Here is a 25941-nt window from a genome sequence, read left to right as displayed (position 1 = left end):
TTTCTCCCTGACAATTTCGGAGCTTCATAGGCCGCGCTTCCGCAGCCGCTCATCCAGAAGCGGATAGACCCGGCGTGCGTTTCCTTCGAAGACCGCGTGTCTCTGTTCGTCGCCAAGCGCGAGGTGGTCGATGTATCTCTTGGTGTCGTCGAACGGATGTCCCGTCTCCGGGTCGATCGCCTTGACCGCGCCGAGCAGCTCGGAGCCGAAAAGGATGTTCTTGACGTCGACGACGCGGAAGAGCGTGTCGATGCCAGCCTGATGATAGACGCAGGTGTCGAAGAACACGTTGTTCATCAGGTGCGTGTCGAGGCTCGGTTTTTCGAGCATGATCGACAGACCGCGATAACGGCCCCAATGGTAAGGCGCCGCCCCGCCTCCGTGCGGTATGATGAGCTTGAGTTCCGGGTGGCGCTCGAACAAGTCTCCCTGAATCAACTGCATGAACACTGCCGTATCCGCGTTGATGTAGTGCGCGCCCGTCATATGGAGGCAGCGCTCGCAGGAACTCGAAACGTGGATCATCGCCGGGACTCTGAGGGCTACCATGGCCTCCCACATTGGATCCCACCATGGATCGTAGATCGGCGGGGCACTCCAGCGCCCGCCCGATGGGTCGGGGTTGAGATTGCATCCGACGAAGCCGCTCTCCACGCAGCGCTCCAACTCCTCGATGACACCAGACAGATCGCCGTCGACGGTCTGAGGAAGCTGGCAGACGGCCGCGAAATTATCCGGGAACATCTCGACAATCCTGCCGACACTGTCGTTCGACAGGCGCGACCACTCCTTGGCGACGGACAGTCCCGGCACGTGGTGTCCCATGCCGGAGGCGCGTGGGCTGAGCAGCGTCACGTGCGAACCGCGCTCGCGCTGAATTTTAAGTTGGTTCGCCTCGATAATATCGTGCAGCTGTTTGTCGGGAATGCCCGGATAGATCGGCGGCTCGGAGGACTTGCCTTCCGCATAAGCCACTTGCGCCGTTCGGAAAGCATGATGCTCCGGCGGTTCCGTCGTGAAGTGGCCGTGGCAGTCGATGATCAAAGACATCATGCATTCCACTTCGCAGGGAGATCGGAGATGCCACGGAACCGCCAGCCCTTGCCCTTGATCTCCCGCGAAGTATCGAGACGAAGATCGGGCAACTGCCGGAACACCTCAGCAAGCGCAATCTCGCCCATGGCACGCGACAGGAAGTGCCCGGAACAGAAGTGCGGACGGAAACCGAATGACAGGTGCTGCTTCTTCTTGCGGAACATGTCGAAACGGTCGGCATCTTCGAAACGCGTCTCATCGCGGTTGGCCGACCCCATGACGATGGCGACGGATGCCCCCTCAGGGATGACCGTGCCGGCGATCTCGAAATCTTCCTTGGCGATGCGCGGTGTTACGCCGATCGGGGCGATCCAGCGCAAGCCCTCATCGAAGGCGCGCATCGCGTTTTCCTGCGGCTGCTCGGCCATAAGCTTCGCCTGGTCGGGATTTGAAAGAAGGCCCGTGCAGGCATTCGCGGCTGCATGCCCCGGCTCCTGGAGACCGCCAAGGATGATGACGCGCATGGTCGGAGAAATCTCCTCCCAGCTACGAACCTCGCCCTTTGGCATGCCGCCATACATGACATGGCTGAGCAGCGAGTGGTTAGGCTTCGACAGGCACGCCTGATACAGATCACCCATCTGCCCGTCGATGTCGGCGAGCGCATCGTCCAATCGCTTCCATATGGCCGGATCATTGCCGACGTTCTGCAGGCCCAGCGCCATCGCGTGAAACCACTCGACGAGAGTTTCGTTTGGCGTCTCCGTCAGGCCGATGACGTCGCCAATGCACCGCACCGAGATTGGCTCGAAGAGTTCCGTCGTCAGGTTCGCTTCACCATTCTTCTTGATGGAGTCGATATAACGCTGCACGACCGGGCGCGTCAGACCTTCGACGAACGAGCGGACGCGTTCCTGCGTGAGATTCTCGTCTATGCCCTGACGGAGGCACTGATGATCCTCGCCAGACATGGTCAGGACGTTCGGCATGCCCATGACGCGGGCCTCGGGGCGGTCAGCCGAACCCGACGGACCGAACACCTTGTCGTTGCCGCCGATCGTGCGGCAGTCGTCGAACCGCGTGATAAAATATTCCTTTGTTCCCTCGAAGAAAGCCACCGGCTGCTCAGCGCGCAGCCTCGCATAGACGGGATAAGGATCGTGATAGAGATTTTCGCCCGTCAGTTCGGTGCGCGTTCCAGTCATTGATTTCCTCCCTCACCCGCTTCGCGGGGTCTTCGCCAATCCGCCACCATGTTCTCCAACCCGGCAGCATGCATTCTCAGGACGTTTCAGTGGAGCGATCACAATGTGATTGATGCTTGACATACCGAAACGTCTTCGGATACTGATAGGTATCCAAAGCGGGATTGGCTGTCAATAAGAGAAATGGACAGGCAGTGGAGAGACCGCCTCGGGAGGAGGAAATCATTGAACGACAGAAGCATCGGTGAGATGCGCCTTGTGCTCGAGGCGCGGGATGTCTCCGTACAATTCGGCGGCGTAAAGGCGCTTACGAATGTGTCGGTTTCCGTGAAGGCGGGAGAAATCTGTGGCTTGATCGGGCCGAACGGAGCAGGCAAATCGACATTTCTCAACGCGGCGACCCGGCTCGTAAATTACACAAGCGGATCGATCATGCTTGATGGCCGGCCGCTCGAAGGCCTGGGTTCGCGCGAGATGATCGGAATGGGCATCGGGAGGACTTTCCAGAACCTTGGCATCTATGCCTCGATGACCGTTCTGGAGAATGTCATGCTCGGGGCGCATCACCGGTTTGGCGGCAAGTTCGCTCAAGCGATCTTCGCTCCATCCCGTGTCAGGGCGGAGGAACGGTCTGCACGCGAAAAAGCAATGGCGGTGCTTGAAGAGGTCGGCATGGCCGAGCTCGCCGCGCGCGCGGCTGGATCGCTTTCCTATCCCCTGCAGAAACGTATGGAGATCGCTCGCGCACTTGCCGCCGAGCCTAAAATTCTTCTGCTTGACGAACCCGCCGGCGGACTGACGCACGGCGAGGTCCACGAATTTGGGTCGCTCGTCGATGGCATCCGACGCAAGCGGAACCTCTCCATTCTTCTCATCGAACATCACATGGGGCTGGTCATGAGCCTTTGCGACCGGATCGTTGTCTTGCATCTGGGTCGCAACTTGGCCGAAGGCACCCCTTCCGAAATCAAGTCCAACGACGCGGTGATTGCCGCCTACCTCGGGAAGGCGGCATGACACTGGATCTCAAGAACCTCTCCGTATTCTACGGCAAGACGCAGGCACTGTTCGACTGTTCGTTCTCAGTGGGCGAAGGCGAATTTGTCGCCCTGCTCGGCTCCAACGGGGCCGGGAAGACGACGCTGCTGCGTGCCGTTTCCGGACTGCTCCCATTCAAAGGCTCGGTTGCCTTTTCTGGCATGGCACTCGACAAGATCGTCGCGCAGAAGCGCCTCGCGCTCGGCATTGCTCACATACCCCAGGGGCGCGGGACTTTCTCCGAGTTTACCGTCGATGAAAACCTGTCGCTCGGTGCAACGATCGTGTCGAACCGATCACAAGTGAGGGAGGACAAGGAACGCTGGTACGAGACATTCCCGCGTCTGCGCGAACGGCGCGATCAGCTTGCGGGAAACCTTAGCGGTGGAGAACAGCAGATGCTGGCTGTAGCACGCGCGCTCATGTCTCGTCCGAAGCTTCTGATGTGCGACGAGCCATCGCTCGGGCTCGCCCCTTCGATCACTCAGGAAATCCTGGCGATTTTCAAGAGGCTCAACAAGGATCACGGCATGACGCTGCTCGTGGTCGAGCAGAATGTCGACATCACCCTTCAATATGCCGACCGGGCCTTCGTTATCGAGGCCGGCCAGATCGTGGCGAGCGGTGCGGCAAAAGAGTTGATCGCCAACGAAGACATCAAGAAATCTTACCTGGGAGTTGCCTGATGAGCCTCTTCTTCCAGCTCGTCGTCAGCGGCCTGACCACGGGCGCAATTTACGCGGCGCTCGCCCTGGCGCTCGTCCTCATCTTCAGGGCAACCAACGTCGTCAACTTCGGCCAGGGCGAGATGGCGACCCTTTCCGCCTATGTGGCCTGGCAGTTGATGCAATGGGGTGCGCCGCTCTGGCTCGCCGTCCTCGCGAGCCTCATTGTGGCGTTTGCTATTGGGATTGTGACTTTCCGCTTGATTATCCGGCCGATGATGAGCGCTCCCGTGGAGGCGGTCGTCGTCATCACCCTTGGCATCCTCGTCCTCTTCCAAGCGGCGTGCATGTGGATGTGGGGCGCCGAACAACTCTCGTTCCCAAGCCTCTTCCCTGACGGCGGTTTGGATATCGGCGGCGTTCGCGTGCTCGCTTCCGCCATCGGCACGCTAACGATCCTTTTTGTTATCGCTTTGGCGATGGGCTTTATCTTCCGGTTCACCAGGCTTGGCCTATCGATGCGTGCGGCGGCTTTCGACCATGCCCGAAGCGTACTTGTCGGCGTTAATGTCGAACGCATGCTGATGTTGGGCTGGGGCTTTGCCGCCATTATTGGGGCACTTGCCGCAATCCTGATTGCCCCTCGGCTCTTCCTCAGCCCGACGATGATGACGCCAATCCTCTTTTACGGGCTCGCTGCAGCAACGCTCGGCGGCTGGGACAGTCCGCTTGGCGCAATCGTCGGCGGCCTCGCCGTCGGCGTCGCCGAGAGCTTAGGTGCCAGCTACCTCTCGTTCATCGGCGCCGACATGCGCATCGCCGTGCCGATCGCCCTCACGCTCATCATCCTGCTCGTGAAGCCCGTCGGCCTGTTCGGATCCTACAAGGTGACAAAACTATGAATGGTGGATTCCGCGCGGCGGCTATCAAGTTCGGTCTCTTTGCGATCGTCGCGATCCTTATCCCAGTCTTTGTGCCGGGATACGCACTTCAGCAGGTGGCGATTGCGATCGCCTACGCCATCGCTATTTTAGGCCTGAACCTGCTAATGGGGTTCGCTGGCCAAATTTGCCTTGCGCAGGGAACGCTGTTCGGCGTCGGCGCTTACGTGACCGCGATCCTCAATGCCACCTACGGCGTCTCGCCGCTCGTAACGTTGCCTGTCTCTGCAGCCGTGGCGGCCGTCGTCGGGCTTGCCATCGGCCTTCCGGCACTCAGGCTTCAGGGCTTGCAGCTTGCCATCGTGACATTTGGTATCGCGGCTGCGTTCCCGCAATTGCTGCTCAAGATGGGGAGCCTGACGGGTGGAGTGTCGGGGCTTCCGATCGATGCCCCCGAACCTCCGAGCTTCATGCCGGACAGTCCCGAGTTGTGGCTCTATATCGTATCGCTCGCATGCGCGGGGATCGGTGCCCTGCTTGTCTCGCTAATGCTCTTCGGCGACAACGGGCGCGCGCTCAGGGCACAGCGGGACAATCCCCAGATTGCCCAAGCGCTCGGCATCAACCTGACACGTACTCGCCTTTGGGCATTTGCCGCAAGTTCGGCGCTCGCGGGACTCGGTGGCGGAGTGTTCGGGATCATCAGTGGTTTCATCAGCCCGGAGTCGTTCCTGGCAATCCTGTCCATCAACATCGTGATCGGCAGCATTGTCGGCGGCGCTACCAGTATCGTCGGAGCATTTCTCGGCGGTCTGTTCATGGTCTTTGTCCCGACCTGGGCATCTGACATCAACCTGAGCCTCGGCAACCTGATCTACGGCCTCGCCCTCATCCTGATCATGATGGTCGCGCGCAATGGGGTCACTGGCTTCATCGACAAATGGCTCTCGATGACTTTTCGGAGGATGGCGAGTAGCCGACGCCAAATTGAAACAAGGGAGGAACTGAGATGAGATTTATTTCTATACTGAAAGGAAGCGCAATGCCGCTGGCTGTCGCGGCACTGCTCGCGGCAAGCAATGCGAATGCTGCGGAACCGTCGCCTGGTGTTACCGACGACACCATTAAGATTGGTGTCACGGGACCACTGACCGGACCGGTCGCAGTCGTCGGCGGTGTCGCCGAAGGCATACGCGCGCGGGTCGAACAGGCCAACGCCGAAGGTGGCGTCAAAATGGGCGATGGCAAGACCCGCAAGATCGATCTCATCATCGAAGATGATGGTCTTGATCCCCAGCGCACACTGGCGAACGTCCGAAAGATGGTGGAGAAAGATCAGGTATTTGCCCTGGTTGGCACCGCGGCGACGCCAAACAATCTGGCGATCGGCCGTTACGTCACGCAGAAGAAAGTGCCGAACGTTTTCATGTATTCTGGTGTCGTCTCCCTGAACGCGCCCAAATGGGAAGTCGGCTTCGTGCCTTCCTTCTCGACCGAGGCGGATTCATTCGTCGAATATCTTAAGATGAACAAGCCAAGCGCGACGGTGGCGTTTCTGTATCTGAACACGGAAACCGGTCAGACCTTCATGAAGGCTTTCGACAGAGCAATTGACGGCTCGGCCATCAGGGTGATCGAACGTCAACCCGTAACGTCACAAGATCCGACGGTCGAAACCCAACTCAACACACTGAAGGCGTCCGGTGCAGATACTCTAGTGATCATCGCTGCTCCGCGGCAGGGCGGCGAGGCGATTCGTTTCCAATCCGAAAGTGGCTGGAAGCCGTTGACACTGGTAACCAACCTTTCCTCTGCATACCCGATCCTTCAATCCGTCGGGCTGGATAATGCGAAGGGCATCATTACATCTGACTTCCTCAAGCCGATTATCAGTGATCAGAAGTCCGGCGATGAAGGAATCGATCGATATCTCGATGCCATAAAAGCAGCCAAGGTGAACTTCGTCTTCGCCAACACGATCGGCCAGACGGGTTACGCCATCGGGGACGCGCTCATCCAGTCTCTTGAAAAGCTCAAAGAACCGACGCGTGAGGAGCTGATGAAGGTCGTCCACAACATGGACGGATGGAAGAACGCTTTGGTTTTCCACGGCATCACGATGACGACCAAGGAAGGGTCCGATGTTTACCCTGTCGAGGCGCTCCAACTCTACCAGTTCGACGGACAAAAATACGTGGCGCTCGGTGGAATTTTGGACTTTGAAGGCAAAACGCACGAATAGCTTCCCTTGCCAGTGGGTGCCGGCAACCGGCGCCCACACACGCGAGGCTGATTTTTCAGGGGTGTGGCGGCAAAGATTGCGGGGTTCGGTATCCGATGAGGTGTGCAGAAGTTCTGAAAGGAATGTACCCGGACTGACTGCAGTCCCGGCGGGGAACCTCCTCCCCCCAGGGTTGCCAGATAGGACGGCATTCATGCCAAAAAATGAGAATCCACGCTTTCCTGTAAACAGGCGTGTCGTTAGCCTCGTCCATGACGGCCTCTGCACCTTCGAGTTCGGGATCACTGCCGAAGTCTTCGGCTTGGCTCGACCTGAAAGCAGGCCCTGACTGGTGCCAGCTCAAATCGGTTTCGCTGGAGGATCAGGTTCTTATGCCTGCGGTGGCCTGACATTCGCAGCAACGGGCACCGCGGCCGATCTGCATCGACTGCTTTGTGAGTTCGGCCAGACTGACCGGTACTTATTCCGGCATTAAGCGCAACGGGCTGACATCGAGGTGCCGATGCGGTCGATGAGGATGACGTTGGCGGGAACATTGCCGGGATTTGACCCGGCTAGCCAGCGGTCTGTCGAAAAATACGTCCTGGTCCTCAGCTGCGGATCTGAGGTCGCCTTAAGACCAAGAGCAAAATTAAAGTTATTTTCGCTGCCGGCTTCGCGCGTGAAGCTGAGATAGGCGCCGAAGCGTTCGTATTCGACATTGCGAAGGTTTTGGATCGACGTAAGCGTATCCTCGAAATCACCCCAGCACGCCTGCTTTACAATGATCTCGAAAATCCGCAGGACGGCCGGGGCGAGACGCCCCTGGGCATCTGTCTGCGGCCCGACGATCTTGGCACGGATCTCGAGAATATCGCCCATTTCATTTCCACGAACCTTCAGGAAGGTCGAACTGAGGGGGCGCGCCTCGTCCCGTTCGTAGATGCGCTGAAAATAACATTCATAATTGCGATTGCGCATCGATGCGGCTTTCCATTCGCTCATCTCGATGCCGGCCTCTCGAAGAGCGCCGCAAATATTCGGCCCCGAGACGCGCCACATCCGCAGAAACTGACCTGCCAATTCCGGTTTCGGGACCTCGATCAGTTTCAGCGATAGAGACATCGGCGGAAGAGGAGAAGGAGCCGCCGTATCGGGGCGGACGGCCATGCGTGATGATCGGCCAGCCTTATCGAGAGCTCGATCTTCAAAGCGATCTATCGGAATTTCCGAGTTGCTGATTTCACGGTAAAAAACAGCGATGCCGGCAAGCAGAACGCATATCAACAGCGCTGGCAAAAGCAGCCGGCGGCGGTTGCTCCGCAATAGTTTCCAGTGCCAAAATGGGCTGCCGCGAGGAGGATCGGCTGCTGATAACATTTTATCCACGGCGTTCCCTCGCAAGCAAAATAGGAACGGCTGCGAGCTTGATCTCAATCAACCACGATCCTGTTCGAGACCAGCCGGCGTCAGTCAGGGCGCTGACCGGCTCAGCCCGGTGCCGGCAACCACTTCACAAGTGAGCAACGGATGTGAAGTGGTACAGTCTATTCCGACTCACCTTCGACCCTGCGAGTGTGAGGTCGCGTTGGTGGAGCGTCAAGCGGCACCCCAGTGCATGGCGTTCGCCCGCCAATGCTGCCGAAGAACAGGCCGGCGGCTTGTCTTTTCACCGGTGCTGTCTTCGACACATCCGCTTTTCTCGGCAGTCGAGAACTCTCTCCCTCAGGCGACGATCTTCAACCGATCTCGGCCGCTCTGTTTTGCATGGTAAAGCGCCTCGTCCGCCCGGGCGTATAATTCGCGCGCCGTCTCGCCCGGGCGCAACTCGGCAAGCCCAGCCGAACAGGTATAAGAGAATGTGGGCGCCGAGCGGATGGGTCGCGCGCCTCGAACCGCCTTCAGGATCCGGTCGACGATCAATTCGCCTTGCCCGAGCGTCGTATCGGGCAGGATCAACATGAATTCTTCCCCGCCGATGCGCCCGAAACTGTCGCGGCGGCGAACCAGAGGTTGGACGCGGCGGGCAAAATCGATCAGCACGCCGTCGCCGGCCTGGTGTCCGTATACGTCGTTTATACGTTTGAAGTAATCAAGATCCATGATGCAGGCGCAACCGCTGAGCGATTCTGCCGGTGCCTGGCGCACCACCATGCTCTCGAGCGCCGCCATCATGAAGCGGCGGTTGGAGATGCTGGTCAGTTCGTCCGTTTGCGAAGCCCGCAACGCAAAATCACGATCTTGCCTTAGGTCACGCTCGCTCGTCTTCATAGGGGTAATGTCGCTTGCGATGCATAGCATCCAACCGTCACCTTGGACGGTCTCGGTCATCCAGAACCATCGGCCGTCGGCCACATCGGTTTCAAAGGCACGGAACGGGAGCTTGCCGCGCCGTGACTGTGCCGAGACGAGCCATGTCTCGAAGTCGGCGGCCTTGATGACCGTGCCCTTTCCAGCCTTCGTATTTCGCCGCATCAGATCGGCCCATAAGGGGGTTTCCTCCGGCTCCAAAGCGTAGGTGGAACGAAAGGCCGCGTTTGCGTACCGCAAACGATCATCCTGATCGTAAAGCGCAATCAGGACTGCGCTCTCCTCACTCAAATCCGCGAGCCGCTCCGAAATCTTGGTCATCCGGCTATTCCAGGCATCTCAAAATAACGATGGAATCACTATGTTAGTAAAACCTAAAGAGATGATGGACGCTACGCGCTATCGCAATATTATTTGCCGCGAAAGGCAAACCAGCTTTACCCGTGAGGTTGCTAAGCGCGTGCCTCACCCGCGGCCGCTGACGTAAAAATGTTGTACAACGACGGTTCTCAGTGGATGATCCATCGCGCACTGCAGTCGTTTGAGGCGGACCGCGCGCAAGACGTTGCTGGAGAAGATCAATGCGCGAATACTCTATCGCGGCTATCCCTGCGGACGGCATCGGACCGGAAGTCATTGCCGCAGGGCGAAGGGTGCTCGCAAGTCTGGAAAAACGTCTCGGCGACGTGAAGTTCGTTATCGAACACTTCGATTGGGGTTCCGACTACTACAAACGGCATGGTGTGATGATGCCGTCCGACGGGCTTGAGCGGCTGAAGAAATTCGACGCGATCTATTTCGGCGCCGTCGGAGCGCCTGATGTTCCCGATCACATCACCCTCTGGGGGCTCAGGCTGCCGATCTGCCAGGGCTTCGATCAATATGCCAATGTTCGGCCGACCAAAATCCTTCCAGGCATTACCCCGCCGCTGCGCAATTGCGGCGTCGGCGACCTCGACTGGGTCATCGTCCGGGAGAATTCCGAAGGAGAATATTCCGGCCACGGCGGCCGCGCCCATCGCGGCCTGCCCGAGGAGGTTGGCACCGAGGTCGCCATCTTCACGCGCGTCGGCGTCACCCGCATCATGCGCTACGCTTTCAAGCTGGCGCAGGCGCGGCCGCGCAAGTTGCTGACGGTCGTGACGAAATCGAATGCCCAACGCCACGGCATGGTCATGTGGGACGAGATCGCCGCTGAGGTGGCTGTAGAGTTTCCTGACGTCACCTGGGACAAGATGCTGGTCGACGCCATGACGGTGCGGATGACGCTGAAGCCGCAGAGCCTCGACACCATCGTTGCGACCAACCTGCATGCTGACATCCTGTCCGACCTCGCCGGCGCGCTCGCCGGCAGCATCGGTGTCGCGCCCACCGCGAATATCGATCCGCAGCGCCGTTTTCCCTCGATGTTCGAACCGATCCACGGCTCGGCCTTCGACATTGCCGGCAAGGGCATCGCCAATCCTGTCGCGACCTTCTGGACCGCCGCCCAGATGCTCGACCATCTCGGCGAGCAGGAGGCCTCGGCCCGTCTCATGCGCGCCGTCGAAGCGGTCACGGGCGCGGGCATCCTCACTCCCGACGTCGGCGGCACCGCCACGACCAAAGACGTCACGGACGCCGTCTGCGACGCAATCCATTCCTCCAACGTCTGATCAGATAGATGAACGCGGCAATCGGGTGGACCGGCTGAATGGGGTCACGTCATGGCGTCGCCGGTCAGGCGGCATAAAATGCTGTTGCGGCCATCGCCGCATCCTGTTCGTTCCTCCCCGAGCCGGTGAAACGCGATCGACATGAGGCTTCGGTGTGCTACTGTCGACGGTGACGGCACAATATGCTGCGGCCTTGGCAGCTTCGACAGGCGGAGTGGAGAGATGAAACTCGACCGGATCGATATAAAAATTCTGCATGAATTGCAGAAAAACGGCCGTGTCACCAATGTTGAGCTCGCCGAGCTCGTCAATCTTTCGCCCAGCCCCTGCCTGATGCGGGTGAAGAAACTGCAGTCGGAAGGTTATATCGAGGGCTATTCCGCGCAGATCAATGTCGCCAAGCTCGGACAGACGCTGACCGTTTTCACTGAAATCACCCTGAAGAACCACCGGCAGATCGATTTCGCCCGATTTTTAACGACGGTCGAGAAGATCGACCAGGTGATCGAATGCCATCTGGTCTCCGGCGGCTACGACTATCTTCTGAAATTCGTGACTGCCGGGATCGGCGAGTACCAGACGATCATGGAGCGGCTCTCCGACATGGAGATCGGCATCGACAAATATTTCAGCTTCGTCGTCCTGAAGTCGCCGATCGTCAAAGCGCATATGCCGTTGACGAGCCTGTTTCCGCTTTAGGCCGGCCCACGCGTCGCCCGTCGGGTGCCAATGCCTATACTTGGACAAGCGGCTTCTCCCGGCACAAGTTTGTCACAGCTTGGCTATATCCTCGGCTGGCCGCGCTCAGCCCCGCAAGGCCGCGCGTATATCGGGGTCATCAAGCGTGTCATCAAGCGTTTTGCGCGTGCGCTCGATGATCGTGTCGATGTCGGCGTCGGTGCAGCAGAGCGGCGGCGCATAGCCGAGGACGCCGTTGGCGAAGGCGCGGATGACCAGGCCGTTTTCCCAGGCGCGATCGAAGACCCGGCGCGCCGGTTCGGCGGCGGCCGGCAACGGCGCCTTCGTTTCCTTGTCGACCACGAGCTCGATGGCGGCCAGCATGCCGCGACCGCGGATATCGCCGACGAGCGGATGGTCTTTGAGGCTTTCAAGCCCTTGCATCAGCCGTGCGCCGGCCTTCCGGCCATTCGCCAGGAGGCCGGTTTCGTAAAGGTTCAGCACTTCAAGGCCGACAGCGGCGCTGACGGGATGGGCCGAATAGGTATAGCCGTGGCCGACGGCTGCGCCACCGGCGCCATCGGCGATGGTCTCGTAGATGTGGTCGGTCATGAAGACCGCACCCATCGGTACATAGCCGGAGGTCAGGCCCTTCGCCGTGGTGATGAAGTCCGGAACGATCTCGTCGTCCTCGCAGGCAAAGAGCGGGCCGGTGCGGCCGAAAGCGGTTATCACTTCGTCAGCGACAAAGAGGATGCCGAGCTCGCTGCAGAGCGCGCGCATCGCCTTCATCCAGCCTGCCGGCGGCACCAGCACGCCGCCCGAACCCTGGATGGGTTCGGCATAAAAGGCGGCGACACGCTCGGGGCCGATCTCTTCAACCTTGCGCCGCAGTGCCGCGAGGGAGGCGTTGATGATTGCCTGCGGATCCTGACCGACCGGGTTCCGGTAGGCGTAGTGGGAGGGAATTTTATGCTGCCAGTCGAAGGGAATGCCGAAGCCGGCGTGGAATGACGGAAGTGCCGTCAGTCCCGCTCCGACGGTCGATGAACCGTGATAGCCCTGTTCGACGGAGATGAACTGGTCGCGCTGCGGCTGACCGCGGGCGATCCAGTAATAGCGGATGAACCGGATCGTGCTGTCGATGGCATCGGATCCGCCCAGGGTGAAGTAAACATGGTTGAGGTCGCCTGGCGCCCGCTCGGCCAATGCCGCGGCAAGCCGGATTGCCGGTTCCGAGCCGAGACCGAAATAGGTCGTCGCATAGGGCAGTTCGCGCATCTGCCGCGCGGCTGCCTCGACGATCGATTCATGACCGTAACCGGCATTGACGCACCACAGGCCGGCAAAGCCATCGACCAGCTGCTTGCCGGAAGCATCGGTCACCGTCGCCCCCTTGGCGGCAGCGAGCACACGCACGCCGAGCTTTTCGTGGTTGCGGTAGGAGGCGACCGGGTGCACCAGATGGGCGCGGTCGAGTTCGACAAGGGAATTGCTGTACATGATATTCTCCGGATCAGCCGAGCGCCTGGTTGGCCAGGGCGAAGATGGTGGCGTCGGAATCGGCGCCTGGAATCGATGGCTTCATCATGGCGATGCCGCCGCCGACATGGGCGAAGCCTTGTTCGGCCAGCCAGTCGGACAGGCCGGCGGCCGCTGTCGTATCGACCCTGAGGAACACGCCGGGCCGCAGGGCGATGAAATGCGCAACGAGCGCTTTGGCGTCCTCCAGGGTCCCGGCAATGACGGGGCCGATGACCTCGCCTCGGCCGAAGGTGCGAAGTGCTGCAAAACCGGTGACGCGTCCGTTGCGGCGGACCACGGCAAATTCACCGACCTTGGCAAGATAGGCGATCAGACCGGCGCGATCGGCGCCGAAGGCCTGTCGATCGAGTTCGGCGACCGCGGCGAAATCGCTCCTGGCGGCGGCTGAGGTTGCCATCGGCGCGGCGATCGCTGTCGCGGTGCCCTGGTGCTGCAGAATACGGCCGGTCGGGCGGAAGCCGAGCTTCTCATAGAGGGGAAGGCCCTCGGCGGTTGCAACAAGCCGGAGCGGCCGGTCGCCGGCAAGCTCCATTGCAGCATGCATGAGCTTGCGGCCTAGACCGCGGCCACGCATGGTTTCATCGACGATGACCATGTTGATCGTGGCGCAATCCTGCCTGTAGGGGGTAACAAGCACGGTGCCCACCACCCGGTCGTTCTCAATGGCCACGACGCCCTCGCTCAAGGCAAGCGCCATCTGCCAGTCTTCAGGGCGATGAGGCCAGCCGGCCTGCCGCGACAGGTGGACGGCGGCACCCAGGTGTTCGGTGCCGAAAGCGGCAAAATCGATCTGGCTTGTCTGCATGACACTTCCTTCATTTCCTGAGCGGAAGTGTGAAGGAGTGCGGGTTGGCTAATCGTCTGAAGGCTGCGCTCCGAGCGGTATCTTATCGTTTTCGCTTTGTCGCCCGCCGCATCTTATGCTGGCATGTGGGCGTGAGACTCTGCGCGTTGCGATCGCCCAGGCTGATGCCGGGCCCGTCTCCAGCCTTGACGGTATCTTCTCGGCACGTTTTTCGCCGTCGTTCGGCATCCGCCGGCGGCTAAGCTACACAAGCATCTGCCAAAGCCGCCTTTCGATACGAAATAATCTGCTTCGATCGCCGCCACATTCAGGCGAGCCGGGGGGCGGGCGGCGTCTATCATGACTTCAAATGCCTCGGTCCACTCTCCAAAGGATATGCCCATGACCCCCTTGCGTCCGAAATACGTCACCTTCGACTGCTACGGCACGCTGACCAACTTCCAGATGGCGGAAGCGGCGCGTGACCTTTACGGCGATCAGCTCGATGAGGCGCGCATGGCCGAGTTCATCAGGAACTTCGCCGCCTATCGCCTCGACGAGGTTCTGGGCGACTGGAAGCCCTATGCCGAGGTCGTTCACAATTCGATCGAGCGCACCTGCAAGCGCAACGGCGTCAAGTTCAACGACGAAGACGCCCGCATGGTTTATGAGCGGGTGCCGACCTGGGGTCCGCATGCGGATGTACCGGCTGGCCTTGCGAAGGTCGCCAAGGAGATCCCGCTGGTGATCCTGTCGAACGCGATGAATGCGCAGATCATGTCGAATGTCGAAAAGCTCGGCGCTCCGTTCCATGCGGTCTACACGGCCGAACAGGCACAGGCCTACAAGCCGCGCCTTCAGGCCTTTGAATATATGTTCGACATGCTCGGCTGCGGCCCCGAAGATGTCGTGCACTGCTCCTCCTCGTTCCGGTATGACCATATGTCGGCTAACGATATCGGCATCAAGAACAAGGTGTGGGTCAACCGCCGCCATGAACCCGCCAACCCATTCTATGGCTACGTCGAAATCGCCGACATTTCCGGCCTGCCAGGCGTTTTCGGTCTCTGACGTGCACAACAAACTGGCTTCATGCGACGCGACTTAGCTGGTTGTCGTTATCTCGGAACCGCTGCGCACTTCCGGGCGAATCCGAACGACGGAAGCGCGGGCGTTTCCGCTCGCGCTTTTTTGAAGGGTCGGCCGTGCCCGGGGCCGGCAAGACAATTCGCTACCGTAGCGTCATGAAGTCGTGGGTGATGGTGCGAGGCCGAGTGTCGACCGCTGCTGGCGGCGCGTAATCCGCATTCGACGGTTTTGCAGGCCTCCGGATCGACCGAAGCCGAAAGCTTGCCAGCGCGGGTATGTCGCGATGGCCTTGCAGCAAAATGCGGCGCAAGCGCGTGCGCCGCATTGCAGGGTCCTCATCTCATATTCGCTTCAGGCTCAGCTCAGCCCACCGATGTGGAAGCTCTTCATTTCGAGATATTCCTCGATGCCGGCCTGCGCTCCCTCCCGGCCGAGGCCGGACTGCTTGACGCCGCCGAAGGGGGCGACTTCGGTGGAGATCGCGCCGGTGTTGAGCCCGATCATGCCGAACTCGAGGGCTTCGCCGACGCGCCAGGAGCGCTTCAGGTTTTCGGTGTAGAAATAGGCTGCAAGGCCGAAGGGTGTGCCGTTGGCGATTGCAATTGCCTCTTCTTCCGTTTCAAAGCGGAAAAGCGGGGCAACGGGGCCAAAGGTTTCTTCGCTGGCGAGCAGCATGTCGGTCGTCGCCTCCGTCAGGACCATCGGCGCAGCGTATTGCGACCCTTCCGTCACCGAATTGCTCCGGGCGGAAATCTTGGCGCCCTTGGCCAGGGCGTCGTCGACATGGCGGGTGATCTTCTCGATGGCCGCAGTGTTGATCATCGGGCCGATGACATTGCCGGGTTCCGTTCCCGGACCGACCTTCATGGCGTTGACGCGGGCGCCGAGCTTCTCGGCAAAAGCATCATACACTCCGGCCTGCACCAGGATGCGGTTGGCGCAGACGCAGGTCTGGCCGCCATTGCGGAACTTGGCCAGGATTGCGCCTTCGACCGCGAGATCGAGATCGGCATCGTTAAAGACGATGAACGGTGCATTGCCGCCCAGTTCGAGGGAGAGCCGCTTCACGCTGCCGGCGGCGCCGCGCATCAGAAGCGAGCCGATCCGGGTCGAGCCGGTAAAGGAGATCTTGCGCACCGTCGGGTTTGCCATGAACTCATTGCCGATCTCCGTCGGCATGCCGGTGACGATGTTGATCACGCCTGCCGGAATGCCGGCGCGCTCGGCAAGCACACCCATGGCGAGCGCCGAATAGGGCGTGAACTCCGAAGGCTTGATGACAACCGTGCAGCCGGCCGCCAAGGCGGGCGCCACCTTTCGGGTGATCATGGCGATCGGGAAATTCCACGGGGTGACGATAGCACAGACGCCGACCGCCTCCTTGAGCACGACGATACGGCGATCCGGCGTCGGCGAGGGAATGGTATGGCCGCCGATGCGGCGGGCCTCTTCGGCAAACCATTTGACGAAGGAAGCACCGTAACGGACCTCGACGCGCGATTCATCGAGTGGCTTACCCTGTTCAAGCGTGATGAGCAGCGCAAGATCCTCGAGATTTTCGATCATCAGCGCATACCAGCGCTCGAGTAGTACGGCGCGTTCGGCATTCGTCCTCTTCTTCCACGACGCAAAAGCTGCCTGGGCTGCGTCGATCGCCGCGCGGGTCTCGGCGGTTCCCATATCAGCAACAGTGCCGAGCTTCTCCTGAGTGGCGGGATTGACGACGCGCACCGTCTTGCCCGATGCTGCCCCCGACCAGATACCGTCGATCAGGCCGGCCTGCTGGAAAAGGTCTTTGTCTTTCAACTCAAGCATATCGTTTCCTCTCTGACCATTGGTTGCCGGTTGGCAAAAGCCACCGTGTTCAATGAATTCGGTCTTGTGCCGCCATCGCCGGCGTGTTCCTGAGTTGAGCCTACCGAAACAGGACAAGCAGCATGCATCGACTGTGGGTGCAACCGCGGTGGAAAATAACGTTTTGAGCGATGCGACAGTCTTCTCGGCTGTGGCTTGGAACCCGGTCGGCGAAGCTATGCCGAGCCATGAATCCGGCAGCCGCCAACAAGACGGATGCCCTCACGCCGTTCGGCATCATGCTCTAGAAGTAGCCGAGGATGGATTTGACCTCGAGATATTCCAGCATGCCCTCAAGGCCGTACTCGCGCCCATTTCCAGATTGCTTGAAGCCGCCAAACGGCGCGTGTGGATCCCAGGCCGGATAGTTGAGGTGCACCTGACCGCAACGGATCCGTGACGCGACGTCCCTGACGGCGTCGATGTTCCCGCCCTGCACATGCGCACCCAGTCCGTAGACAGTATGGTTGGCGATGGCGATGGCTTCTTCCACCGTGTCATAGGGAATGAGGCAGAGAACCGGTCCGAAGATCTCCTCCTGGGCGATGCGCATGTCCGTACGCACGTCCGAGAAAATCGTCGGTTGAACGTAGAACCCGGCATTCAGGCTCACTGGACGACCCTCTCCGCCGGTGACGAGCGTCGCGCCTTCCGCAATGCCGACGCCGATCATGGTCTGGATCCGATCGAACTGGGCGCGGTTGGCGATCGCACCGTGCGTGGTGGCTTTTGCGAGGGGATCGCCGATCACGATCTCATCTGCAGCTCTCCTGGCGAGGTCCTCGATCTCGGATAGCTGCGCGCGCGGCACGATCATCCGCGTCGGCGCGCTGCATGATTGACCGAGATTGCGGAAGGCCGCCACTATGCCCATGGAAACGGCGCGATCGAGATCGGCGTCCGGCAGGATCACGTTCGGTGATTTGCCGCCAAGCTCCTGTGCGACGCGCTTGACGGTCGGCGCGGCCGCCTGGGCCACCGCGATACCCGCACGGGTAGAGCCGGTAATGGAAATCATGTCGACATCCGGATGGGACGCGAGAGCCGAACCGACGCACGGGCCGTCGCCATTGACGAGGTTGAAGACGCCGGCAGGGAAGCCGGCTTCCTCGATCGTCTCTGCAAACAGCAGCGCGTCGAGAGGGGAAAGCTCGCTGGGCTTCAGCACGACCGTGCAGCCGGCGGCGAGCGCCGGCGAAACCTTGGCGGTGATCTGGTAGAGCGGCCAGTTCCATGGAGTGATCAGGGCGCAGACGCCGATCGGCTCGTGGGCGATGGCGGTGTTGCCGCGCTGCTTGACGAAGGGGAAGGCTTCCAGGACATCGCGTGCGACCTTGACATGGGCGATCGCCAGCGGCACCTGCGCGGTGCGCGCATAACCGATCGCTGCGCCCATTTCGAGGCTGAGGCATTGTGCAAACAGTTCGCTACGCGCTTCGAGCAGCGCCTGCAGGCGATCAAGCAGAGCCGCGCGGTATTCCGGCTTGGTCCGGCTCCAGGCGGCGAAGGCCCGCCGGGCCGCGGAAACCGCAGCGTCGACGTCATCGCCGTTTCCGAGCGCAAAATGGGTCACCACCTCTTCCGTGGCAGGGTTGACCACGACGCCCTTGGCGCTGCCCCTGGATTCGACCCATTGACCGTCGATGAAAAACTTGTCGAGACGGCCGCTGCGGGACAGGTGTTCGAGAGGCGCAATCATCCGACAAGGTCCTTCATGCGGTAATAGGCGCCGACGATGGGCAGGAACCACGGGTTTCCGGTATGCATGGGAACGGCGGGCCACGCGAAGCCGTCGAGTGGGTTGGCGTCCTTGCGCCCCATCGCCATATCGGCCAGCGCGCGACCCATGAAGGTCGATAACTGGGCTCCGTGGCCGGAATAGCCCATGCTGTAAATGACACCCTCGGCATTGCCCGCGCGGGGATAGCGGTCTTGCGTGCAACCGACGAGGCCGCCCCAGCAATAGTCGATCTCGACGTCTGCAAGCTGCGGAAACATGCCGACCATCTGCTGGCGCAGAAGCTGGCCGGAGCTGACGTCGGTTTTCTGGTTGGACACGGCCGAAAATCTCGCCCTCCCCCCGAACAGCATGCGGTTGTCGGGCGTGAGGCGGAAATAGTTGGAGATGTTGAGGGAGTTGGTGAAGTTGCGGTTGCCCGGAATCGTCGCGGCGACCTCCTGCGGGGTGAGCGGGCGTGTCGCAATGATGAAGGAAGCGATCGGCATGAGCCTTCGGCGGAAATAGTTAAAGGCGCTTGGCGTATAGGCGTCGGTTGCCAGGATGACCTGGCGCGCGGTGAGTGAGCCGGTCGGTGTGATGAGCCGCCATCCATTCGCCACGCGCTCGCGGGCGGTGACCGGGTTCCGCTCCCAGATCGCAGCGCCATGGCGGCGGGCCGCCTCGGCCATGCCGTTGGCGTAGCGTCCCATGTGCATCATGGCGGATTTCGGATAGAGAATCCCGCCATGGAAGGCATCCGACACCACCTCCTTGCGGAGGTCCTCACGCGTGAGCCACTCGGCTGACGGGTCGACCTCGCGACGGATTTCTTCGGTCATCGCCTGCAGCGTGCCGACATGAGAGGGCTTCGAGGCAAGCTTGAGCTTGCCGCCCCTGCGGAAGTCGCACGCGATCTTTTCTTCCTCGATGAGCCGTTCGATCATGTCGATCGAGTCGTCGTAGGCTCGCCACAAGCGGCGCGCCCGGTCTTCCCCAAGATGCTGCCTGGCGGCGCCGAAGCTTGCGAAATGACCGCTGTTGAGGTGCCCGCCATTGCGGCCGGACGCACCATAGCCAACGTGCTCGGCTTCCAGCAGAGCGACCTTCACACCGGATTGCGCGAGTGTGCGCGCGGCATTGAGCCCCGTGAAGCCGGCACCGATCACCGCAACCTCGAAATCTCCCGAGACGGGGTCGACGATGCCGCCAGTGAATGGGATCGAGGTATCGTGCCAGTAGGAAGCAAATTTCATTGGCCCATGCCCTTATGCTCTTCAATCCGAATGCATGAAGTATATGCCCGCCGGCGTTGGAGGGGTGCGGCGCAGGCGGCCTTGTTTCGCAACAATTGCCTGTGTTCGGGGCGGCAAACCACAGCATATTCTGTTTATGCGCCAACTCCGCAGTCCACCCCCGGAAGCCACAGATTAGGATCCATGCAGAATTCGGTCCCACGCCCGGGTTCAAGGCGGCCGGGCCGAACACCCGCAGCGACGCCCAGGCCTGGATTGGCGCCAGCACCAAACCCGAGCACCACATCTATGAATTTCGCACTAAAACGGGAGTAGGACGATGACCGGTAAAACATGGCGGAAGAGTTCTGGGATGGCAGTATCGCCCCGGACGCCAGCTATGATGATTGCCTGGCATTTGTGTTGTGTCTTCCGAGCTTGTTGTTCAGCTCGATCCCCATTTGCTTCGAGCGATTTCGGACTTGGGTGAACTACCAGAACGTGGTGGCAAGCAACCGAATTCGGTGAGGCTTTACTTCAAGCAACTCCTTACGGCGCAGGTGATAGTGGGTTGCGGCGAAACCTTCGAGCATCTTCACGCAATTGCCTGACGCCACCGACCACACGGACGTGTCCACCCCATGAAAGGCAAATAGCAGGCGTCCATCCGTGAACAGTTCTTGAGGCTCGGCGTTCATCCATAATTTTCGATCGGGCGCCTTCGTTCCATGACGAACATCGACGATCCGTACTCCCGGAGGCGCCGCGACGGTTTCGAACTCATCGTCGTCCCAATCGCCAGTCCCACCCAGCGCAATCCTGTCGTCATCGATCCAGCACGCAGGGAAGTTCCAGTCTTCACGTGAGCTCAGCCACTGCACCGATGCTCCATCCTCCGACTCCCACACGTTGGCGGTGAGCCATGCCGCTACATCGAAGACGCGAGGGATGCCCACGGGATGCCAGACCCATCCTGCATCGAACAAGCGAGAGCCGGAAGGGCTTGAACGGAGTTCTCCATGAAAATAGTCGAGGTAGTGCGGTGGGCGCTCGCTATTTTCCTGGGGTGTCAGGTCTCGCCCGGTGAGCAGACTGCCGCTCTGAGGGTCCGACGCATCGAGCCTGTTCCACTCCGTACGATGGACCAGGATCGTCTTCTCGTTCCTCGTTATGAAGCAAATCGAGAAGGGAACCGTCTCCTCATAGTAGTCGCCACCATCGAGTTGCATGATGGTTTCAAAACGGTCGAGGCGGATCACGAAGCCATGCCTTCCCCCGTCGAAGAACACCGCAGCGAACGTGCCGTCGGCGGACGCCACCGCGGAATTACCAAAGACGCATTGGAGTTCTCGACGCTCGGCTTTGGCAAAGCCACCGTGCCCAGCAACCTGACCGTCATCGATTGCAGGTCTACGCAGGAGATACCGCCTGAAGCATCCAAAGCAAGCAGATCGCCGTCGGCTCGCTGGACTTCCGCCACGTCGAGCAACTCCGGGCCGGTCCAATCCAGCGTAACCTCACTCGCGACAGGCGGGGTCATGGCCAAAGACCCATCCCAATGTAATCGCCTGAAATCCGTTCACGCATTCAATTTTGTCCATGGGGTATCGTTCTGACACGACCGACAAGTGGCTCAAGCAAGGCACGCGGGTTGGTTCCAACCAGGGCGCGCTATGTTCTGATTCCTCTTACTGCATTAATGGCCGAAGTCGCTTCGCGATAGGGGCGGCGGTCCTCATTGTCCATACAGCTGGGACTCAAGAGGCCACAAATCAGCGTGAGGTAGGATATCGCCCGCCTGCAGGGCTTGGGGTGTCGTTTCGCCCCGAGCCGGAACCGACCTCATCGAGGAGGCGCGCCATCATTCGGCGCGCCCCGTCGTCGGTCGCTCAGTCGTAAACGCAGACGTAGATCTTGCGTACGGTTTCGATGGTACGCCAGACGCCGACAAAACCGGGCTTCATCACGAAGCTATCGCCGGCGCGGTAGGTCTTCGTCCCACCGCCTTTCTCGTCGATTTCAACGACGCCGGAAAGGATGTGGCAGAATTCGTAGACTGTGCCCTTGATGGAATGGGTTTCGCCGGGCGTCGCTTCCCAAATGCCGGTGAGCACCTTCTCACCTTTCGAGGCATCTTGTGCCCAGGTCTTGTAGGCCGGACTTCCCGAAATCAGCCGTTCCGCGTCCGGCAGGGACTGTTTTGGCGTAAAATTCGGCTCGGTATCGATGGTCAATAGAAGCGACATTTCGTTTTCCTCGTTTAATAACCGCGTGTCCGATCGACCAGGCCGATCAGATTTTCACCGGCGCGGTGGCGCCGGATATTGTCAACGACCGAATGCGCTGCCGTTTCCGGCTGCGTGACCGAGGCGATGTGCGGTGTGATCGCCACCTTCGGATGCTGCCAGAGCGGATGGTCTGCCGGCAGCGGCTCGGGGTCGGTGACGTCGAGCATTGCCGCGGCGAGACGGCCACGGTCGAGCGCTTCGATCAGCGCCGTCTGGTCGAGATGCGCCCCGCGACCCACATGCAACAGTCGTGCGCCGGCCGGCAGTCGGGAGAAGAGTTCGGCATTGAGAATGCCGCGCGTCTCATCGGTGAGCGGCAGCAGGCAGACCAGAATGTCCGTCTCTGCCAGAAAATCGCCAAGTCCATCCGTGCCATGATGACAGGTGACGCCGTCAATTTGCTTTTTGCTTCGGCTCCATCCTGCGAGAGGAAATTGGAACGGTTTCAAGCGCTCGATGGCCGCCTGCGCCAGGATGCCGAGACCCAGGAAGCCTATTCTGCGCCGGGTCGCCTGCGGTGCGGCGAGGCTCTGCCAGGCAGACCGCTTCTGCAGCTCCCGATAGGCGAGCATCTCCCGGTGGAGCGTCAGGACGCCAAGAGTGACGTATTCCTGCATCATCCGGATAATGCCATCCTCGACCATGCGAACGACTGCTACAGGCTCCGGCACGCTGTCTTGTTTGAATTGATCGACGCCGGCGCCGATGGAAAACAATACTTCCAGATTGCAGTAGCGTGAGATGTCGCCGGGGACCGTCCAGGTCAGGAGATAGCGTACCTTGTCGGGATCCACCGGTTGGCCCTGCCCGACGAACTCCAGATCCGGAAGCTCGCGCGCAAAAATCTCCTGGAAAATCGCACCGCGTATGGCATCGGAGTTGAAGAGAAACGCCATGGAAAATCGCCTTCCTTCAGCCTTCGGCAAGGTGGGTGCCGAGCTCCTCGATCATCGTCTGGCATGCTGCGAGCTCGCCGACCTCGATATATTCGTCAGGCCGGTGCGCGCGGCCGATATCCCCGGGCCCGCAAATGATGGAATCGATGCCGGCCTGCTGGTACAGGCCTGCCTCAGTACCGTAGCTCACGGCAGCAAGCGGCTCCTGCCCCGTCAATTCCCTCAGCAGGGTTGCAAGTTGGCTGCCTTCGGGGAGCGCAAGTCCGGGATAGGCGCTCAGCTCGTGCCAGCCGACCTCGAAGCCCTGGTCTCGGAGAGCCGCGAGCCTGGCCCTTACCGGCGCGAGCAGAGATGACGGCGAGATATCAGGCAGAGCGCGGAGCTCGACATCGCAGATGCAGCGATCCGGAATGATGTTGACCGCCCGGCCGCCGGCAATGACGCCAACCTGCAATGACGAGTAGGGAGGCGCGAAATCATGGTGGAGAGGGCCAGATGTCAGGGACTTGCCGTATTCCGCGACCTCTGTGATCAAATTTGCCATGGCGTGAATGGCGTTAAGCCCCAGGTCGGGACGTGAGGAGTGCCCCGACCGGCCGATCACCTCTAGCCGGACGGCTGCCTTGCCCTTATGCGCCCGCACGGCCTGCATCCGGCTCGGTTCGCCGATGATCGCCCCCAGCGGGGCATTGCACAGCTTTGGCAGCTCGGCAATAAGATGCGGTACGCCACGACAGCCTGCCTCTTCGTCATAGGAGAAGGCAAGGTGAATTGGCCGCCGCAGGTTCATGGCGGCAAGCTTCGGCAATGCCGCCAGGGCGCAGGCGAGAAAGCCTTTCATATCGGTGGTGCCGCGTCCGTAAAGCCTGTCGTCCTCGGCACGCAGGACGAAAGGATCCGAACTCCACTCCCGTTCACCGGCCGGCACGACATCCATGTGCCCGGATAGAATGTAACCTCGGCCTTCGCGCGGTCCGACAGTCGCAAAAAGGTTGTAGCGGTCACCTTCCGGACCAGGATGGACGGTCACATCGGCTCCAGCCTTCCGGCCATAGTCACCTATCCAGTCGGCAATTGCGCCGTTCGGCGTGCCGACAACGGAGGGGAATGCGATCAGCCTCGCGAGAATTTCTTTGACGTCCATGAGTGACCAAGTTGCCGTTGGAGTGGTCTGATGCAGGTCGCCTGGAAGTGTGCAGCGGTTCCGGCGTGACGACATGCATAAAAACAAGAGGTTTTAGCTGCTGGTTAGCCTAAGCAAAGGCAGGAGTTTTGCCTGCTGAGTGGGGCCTCGCTTCAGCGGAAGATTTCGAATTGATGCGACGAACAAGCCAATCCTGCCGGCCTTGGCGTGCAATACTGCGACTTGGTTGCAATCGACGCAGGATCGATGGCACTGTCTACCTCTGGTGGGGTTTGGTGATCTGGCGAGCGGAGCGGATACCCGAAAATGCAGAAATCAGTGCGCCTGAAATCGTTCGAATTGATTGCGCAGGATATAGACAGTGTCGATGTCGGCCTGCTTCACGCACTGTCGATCGGCGTCGGCTGGCCGCACCGGCCCAAGGACTGGGATTTCCTGCGGCGCGCCGGCCGGGGCATCGTCGCCGTCGATGGCATCGGACGCGTCTTCGGAAGCGCGATGTGGTTTCCGCATGGGGATGATTTCGCCACGATCGGGCTGGTGATCACGTCGCCGCGCACCCAGGCGCAAGGGACCGGGCGATGGCTGATGGAACAGGTGTTCGAGAAGTGCGGCGACCGCAATCTGAGCCTGAATTCGACCCATGCAGCTTACAGACTTTACGTTTCGCTCGGTTTCACCAAAGAAGCAATCGTCTATCAATACCAGGGAAATGTTCAGCCTGAGCTCCCTCCCCTGCCGGAGCTGAACGGGCAGTTGAGCGAGCTGTCCAGCGACAGGATCGAGGAGATCAACGCCCTCGATGCGCGCGCTTTCGGCACCGATCGCGAGAAGTTGGTCGCGTTGCTTTCGGAGGGTGCTTCCATTTGCACGCTCCGGCGCGACGGCGAAATCGTCGGCTATTCGATGTGTCGCGAGTTCGGACGTGGCCATGTGGTTGGTCCGATCGTGGCGAGCAATGATCAGGATGCGATCAATCTTACCGCCGTGCATCTCAGGGATTTGGCAGGCGGGTTCGCACGTGTCGATACGCGGGAGAAAGGCCTGTTCGCCGAGTTCCTTCAACAGAGCCGGCTCACAGTCGCGGACACCGTTACGACCATGTCCAGGGGGCGCAGTTTCCTGAACGGGAAGAGCGGCGAACCGGCGGTTTATGGTCTGGCCGGCCATGCGTTAAGCTAGGCAGCCGCGGAACGGAACTGCCGGGCAAGACCGCAGAGTTTTTGCAAAGAAAACTTAAACGCCCTATCCTCGCTTCGAGGATGACCCTTCCTCACCTTCGTTCAGGCACTATGGTGAGGGAAAGCAAGGACGAAGCATGGGACAAGATAGAAGCCACCTCCAGGAGCGGATGACGATTGTCGGCGATCTCAAGGCCGCCTCCTTTGTCCCCTGGATCCGGCGCCACGCCACCAAGCTCGGGCTCTCGCACAGCATATCCCATACGAGTTCGATGCGGATCGAGGTTGAGGTTTCGGGACCGGAGGATTTGATCGACATGATGGAGGTGGGCTGCTCTCTCGGGCCCATCGACGTCTGGGTCGAGAGCATAGAACGCACGGCGATGAGCGGCGAAACGGCCTAGCGCCGACCGCAATCTTTTGGTGTGTGCATATAATTTAATCAACGTTGCCAATGCGAAATAATTATGCAAACGTGAGGCCGTTGAGCGCGATGCCCCTGGGGTGGAAGCGTGCTCGG

Annotated in this window: 23 protein-coding genes and 1 pseudogene; 11 read left to right on the top strand and 13 right to left on the bottom strand. The window is 60.4% G+C overall.

Going from position 1 to position 25941, the window contains the following annotated elements:
• Positions 1 to 24: 24 nt before the first annotated feature.
• Positions 25 to 1050 (bottom strand): amidohydrolase family protein, encoded by a 1026-nt coding sequence (locus CO667_RS20945; protein WP_097620181.1) that lies wholly within the window; start codon positions 1048 to 1050, stop codon positions 25 to 27.
• Positions 1050 to 2240, bottom strand: a complete 1191-nt coding sequence (locus tag CO667_RS20940; RefSeq protein WP_097620180.1) for a cytochrome P450 — start codon at positions 2238 to 2240, stop codon at positions 1050 to 1052. Before CO667_RS20940 ends, CO667_RS20945 begins: the two co-directional genes overlap by 1 nt.
• Positions 2241 to 2465: 225 nt before the next feature.
• Between CO667_RS20940 and CO667_RS20935 the strand changes: the two genes are divergently transcribed.
• The 6 genes and pseudogenes from CO667_RS20935 to ftrA form a co-directional block, all read left to right on the top strand.
• Positions 2466 to 3257: an ABC transporter ATP-binding protein gene (locus CO667_RS20935; RefSeq protein ID WP_097620179.1), complete on the top strand. Its 792-nt coding sequence runs from the start codon at positions 2466 to 2468 to the stop codon at positions 3255 to 3257.
• A complete protein-coding gene (locus tag CO667_RS20930; RefSeq protein ID WP_097620178.1) occupies positions 3254 to 3964 on the top strand; it encodes an ABC transporter ATP-binding protein in 711 nt (236 codons plus the stop codon). Before CO667_RS20935 ends, CO667_RS20930 begins: the two co-directional genes overlap by 4 nt.
• Complete coding sequence (locus CO667_RS20925; RefSeq protein ID WP_097620177.1) at positions 3964 to 4845, top strand: branched-chain amino acid ABC transporter permease; 882 nt, start codon at positions 3964 to 3966, stop codon at positions 4843 to 4845. Before CO667_RS20930 ends, CO667_RS20925 begins: the two co-directional genes overlap by 1 nt.
• Positions 4842 to 5837 (top strand): branched-chain amino acid ABC transporter permease, encoded by a 996-nt coding sequence (locus CO667_RS20920; protein WP_097620176.1) that lies wholly within the window; start codon positions 4842 to 4844, stop codon positions 5835 to 5837. The genes CO667_RS20925 and CO667_RS20920 overlap by 4 nt, the downstream gene beginning before the upstream one ends.
• Positions 5838 to 5866: 29 nt before the next feature.
• The gene (locus CO667_RS20915; protein WP_245433175.1) at positions 5867 to 7066 is read left to right on the top strand and encodes an ABC transporter substrate-binding protein; all 1200 of its coding nucleotides are present in this window, start codon (positions 5867 to 5869) and stop codon (positions 7064 to 7066) included.
• A gap of 193 nt (positions 7067 to 7259) precedes the next feature.
• Positions 7260 to 7382 (top strand): annotated as a pseudogene (ftrA, locus tag CO667_RS35925) (transcriptional regulator FtrA); the annotation flags it as partial.
• A 155-nt stretch (positions 7383 to 7537) separates the two neighbouring features.
• On the opposite strand, the gene CO667_RS20905 reads toward ftrA, so the two are convergent.
• Positions 7538 to 8371, bottom strand: a complete 834-nt coding sequence (locus tag CO667_RS20905; protein WP_097620174.1) for a DUF6030 family protein — start codon at positions 8369 to 8371, stop codon at positions 7538 to 7540.
• 399 nt (positions 8372 to 8770) lie between these two features.
• On the bottom strand, positions 8771 to 9676 hold the full coding sequence (locus CO667_RS20900; RefSeq protein WP_097620173.1) for a sensor domain-containing diguanylate cyclase: 906 nt from the start codon (positions 9674 to 9676) through the stop codon (positions 8771 to 8773).
• A 260-nt stretch (positions 9677 to 9936) separates the two neighbouring features.
• Here CO667_RS20900 and CO667_RS20895 point away from each other — a divergent pair, with 260 nt between their 5' ends.
• Both CO667_RS20895 and CO667_RS20890 read left to right on the top strand, forming a co-directional pair.
• Positions 9937 to 11010 (top strand): tartrate dehydrogenase, encoded by a 1074-nt coding sequence (locus tag CO667_RS20895; RefSeq protein ID WP_097620172.1) that lies wholly within the window; start codon positions 9937 to 9939, stop codon positions 11008 to 11010.
• Between the two features lie 222 nt (positions 11011 to 11232).
• Entirely contained in the window at positions 11233 to 11709 is a 477-nt protein-coding gene (locus CO667_RS20890; protein ID WP_007634620.1) for an Lrp/AsnC family transcriptional regulator, read from the top strand.
• A 105-nt stretch (positions 11710 to 11814) separates the two neighbouring features.
• Here the strand turns inward: CO667_RS20890 and CO667_RS20885 are convergent, their stop codons facing one another.
• Together CO667_RS20885 and CO667_RS20880 are read right to left on the bottom strand one after the other, a co-directional pair.
• A complete protein-coding gene (locus CO667_RS20885; protein WP_097620171.1) occupies positions 11815 to 13191 on the bottom strand; it encodes an aspartate aminotransferase family protein in 1377 nt (458 codons plus the stop codon).
• 13 nt (positions 13192 to 13204) lie between these two features.
• On the bottom strand, positions 13205 to 14038 hold the full coding sequence (locus CO667_RS20880) for a GNAT family N-acetyltransferase (protein WP_097620170.1): 834 nt from the start codon (positions 14036 to 14038) through the stop codon (positions 13205 to 13207).
• A gap of 381 nt (positions 14039 to 14419) precedes the next feature.
• Here CO667_RS20880 and CO667_RS20875 point away from each other — a divergent pair, with 381 nt between their 5' ends.
• Positions 14420 to 15088 (top strand): haloacid dehalogenase type II, encoded by a 669-nt coding sequence (locus CO667_RS20875; RefSeq protein WP_097620169.1) that lies wholly within the window; start codon positions 14420 to 14422, stop codon positions 15086 to 15088.
• Between the two features lie 375 nt (positions 15089 to 15463).
• Here the strand turns inward: CO667_RS20875 and CO667_RS20870 are convergent, their stop codons facing one another.
• The 7 genes from CO667_RS20870 to argE all read right to left on the bottom strand — a co-directional run bounded on the left by CO667_RS20870 (position 15464) and on the right by argE (position 24240).
• Entirely contained in the window at positions 15464 to 16921 is a 1458-nt protein-coding gene (locus CO667_RS20870) for an NAD-dependent succinate-semialdehyde dehydrogenase (RefSeq protein WP_097620168.1), read from the bottom strand.
• Between the two features lie 283 nt (positions 16922 to 17204).
• On the bottom strand, positions 17205 to 18659 hold the full coding sequence (locus tag CO667_RS20865; protein WP_097620167.1) for an aldehyde dehydrogenase family protein: 1455 nt from the start codon (positions 18657 to 18659) through the stop codon (positions 17205 to 17207).
• Positions 18656 to 19933, bottom strand: a complete 1278-nt coding sequence (locus tag CO667_RS20860; protein WP_097620166.1) for an FAD-binding oxidoreductase — start codon at positions 19931 to 19933, stop codon at positions 18656 to 18658. The genes CO667_RS20865 and CO667_RS20860 overlap by 4 nt, the downstream gene beginning before the upstream one ends.
• A gap of 470 nt (positions 19934 to 20403) precedes the next feature.
• On the bottom strand, positions 20404 to 21231 hold the full coding sequence (locus tag CO667_RS20855; RefSeq protein ID WP_097620165.1) for a hypothetical protein: 828 nt from the start codon (positions 21229 to 21231) through the stop codon (positions 20404 to 20406).
• Positions 21232 to 21801: 570 nt separating this feature from the next.
• Positions 21802 to 22158, bottom strand: coding sequence for a cupin domain-containing protein (locus CO667_RS20850; RefSeq protein WP_097620164.1), 357 nt, complete (start codon positions 22156 to 22158; stop codon positions 21802 to 21804).
• 14 nt (positions 22159 to 22172) lie between these two features.
• On the bottom strand, positions 22173 to 23096 hold the full coding sequence (locus CO667_RS20845) for a glyoxylate/hydroxypyruvate reductase A (RefSeq protein WP_097620163.1): 924 nt from the start codon (positions 23094 to 23096) through the stop codon (positions 22173 to 22175).
• Between the two features lie 16 nt (positions 23097 to 23112).
• Positions 23113 to 24240: an acetylornithine deacetylase gene (argE, locus tag CO667_RS20840; RefSeq protein WP_097620162.1), complete on the bottom strand. Its 1128-nt coding sequence runs from the start codon at positions 24238 to 24240 to the stop codon at positions 23113 to 23115.
• Positions 24241 to 24546: 306 nt separating this feature from the next.
• Here argE and CO667_RS20835 point away from each other — a divergent pair, with 306 nt between their 5' ends.
• The gene (locus CO667_RS20835; protein WP_097620161.1) at positions 24547 to 25422 is read left to right on the top strand and encodes a GNAT family N-acetyltransferase; all 876 of its coding nucleotides are present in this window, start codon (positions 24547 to 24549) and stop codon (positions 25420 to 25422) included.
• A 136-nt stretch (positions 25423 to 25558) separates the two neighbouring features.
• Positions 25559 to 25825 (top strand): acylphosphatase, encoded by a 267-nt coding sequence (locus CO667_RS20830; RefSeq protein ID WP_097620160.1) that lies wholly within the window; start codon positions 25559 to 25561, stop codon positions 25823 to 25825.
• Positions 25826 to 25941 lie beyond the last annotated feature (116 nt).

Source organism: Rhizobium sp. L43 (assembly GCF_002531725.1).
In the GTDB taxonomy this organism is placed as follows: Bacteria; Pseudomonadota; Alphaproteobacteria; order Rhizobiales; family Rhizobiaceae; genus Rhizobium.
The sequence above is the reverse complement of the archived record's forward strand: the minus strand, read 5'-3'. Positions and strand labels throughout refer to the sequence as shown.

Bases quoted from the DNA above. Each gene is read 5' to 3' on its own strand.
- CO667_RS20945 (WP_097620181.1), bottom strand. From the start codon at position 1,050: ATGTCTTTGATCATCGACTGCCACGGCCACTTCACGACGGAACCGCCG.
- CO667_RS20940 (WP_097620180.1), bottom strand. From the start codon at position 2,240: ATGACTGGAACGCGCACCGAACTGACGGGCGAAAATCTCTATCACGAT.
- CO667_RS20930 (WP_097620178.1), top strand. From the start codon at position 3,254: ATGACACTGGATCTCAAGAACCTCTCCGTATTCTACGGCAAGACGCAG.
- CO667_RS20925 (WP_097620177.1), top strand. From the start codon at position 3,964: ATGAGCCTCTTCTTCCAGCTCGTCGTCAGCGGCCTGACCACGGGCGCA.
- CO667_RS20920 (WP_097620176.1), top strand. From the start codon at position 4,842: ATGAATGGTGGATTCCGCGCGGCGGCTATCAAGTTCGGTCTCTTTGCG.
- CO667_RS20915 (WP_245433175.1), top strand. From the start codon at position 5,867: ATGCCGCTGGCTGTCGCGGCACTGCTCGCGGCAAGCAATGCGAATGCT.
- CO667_RS20900 (WP_097620173.1), bottom strand. From the start codon at position 9,676: ATGACCAAGATTTCGGAGCGGCTCGCGGATTTGAGTGAGGAGAGCGCA.
- CO667_RS20895 (WP_097620172.1), top strand. From the start codon at position 9,937: ATGCGCGAATACTCTATCGCGGCTATCCCTGCGGACGGCATCGGACCG.
- CO667_RS20890 (WP_007634620.1), top strand. From the start codon at position 11,233: ATGAAACTCGACCGGATCGATATAAAAATTCTGCATGAATTGCAGAAA.
- CO667_RS20885 (WP_097620171.1), bottom strand. From the start codon at position 13,191: ATGTACAGCAATTCCCTTGTCGAACTCGACCGCGCCCATCTGGTGCAC.
- CO667_RS20880 (WP_097620170.1), bottom strand. From the start codon at position 14,038: ATGCAGACAAGCCAGATCGATTTTGCCGCTTTCGGCACCGAACACCTG.
- CO667_RS20875 (WP_097620169.1), top strand. From the start codon at position 14,420: ATGACCCCCTTGCGTCCGAAATACGTCACCTTCGACTGCTACGGCACG.
- CO667_RS20870 (WP_097620168.1), bottom strand. From the start codon at position 16,921: ATGCTTGAGTTGAAAGACAAAGACCTTTTCCAGCAGGCCGGCCTGATC.
- CO667_RS20865 (WP_097620167.1), bottom strand. From the start codon at position 18,659: ATGATTGCGCCTCTCGAACACCTGTCCCGCAGCGGCCGTCTCGACAAG.
- CO667_RS20860 (WP_097620166.1), bottom strand. From the start codon at position 19,933: ATGAAATTTGCTTCCTACTGGCACGATACCTCGATCCCATTCACTGGC.
- CO667_RS20850 (WP_097620164.1), bottom strand. From the start codon at position 22,158: ATGTCGCTTCTATTGACCATCGATACCGAGCCGAATTTTACGCCAAAA.
- CO667_RS20845 (WP_097620163.1), bottom strand. From the start codon at position 23,096: ATGGCGTTTCTCTTCAACTCCGATGCCATACGCGGTGCGATTTTCCAG.
- argE (WP_097620162.1), bottom strand. From the start codon at position 24,240: ATGGACGTCAAAGAAATTCTCGCGAGGCTGATCGCATTCCCCTCCGTT.
- CO667_RS20835 (WP_097620161.1), top strand. From the start codon at position 24,547: ATGCAGAAATCAGTGCGCCTGAAATCGTTCGAATTGATTGCGCAGGAT.
- CO667_RS20830 (WP_097620160.1), top strand. From the start codon at position 25,559: ATGGGACAAGATAGAAGCCACCTCCAGGAGCGGATGACGATTGTCGGC.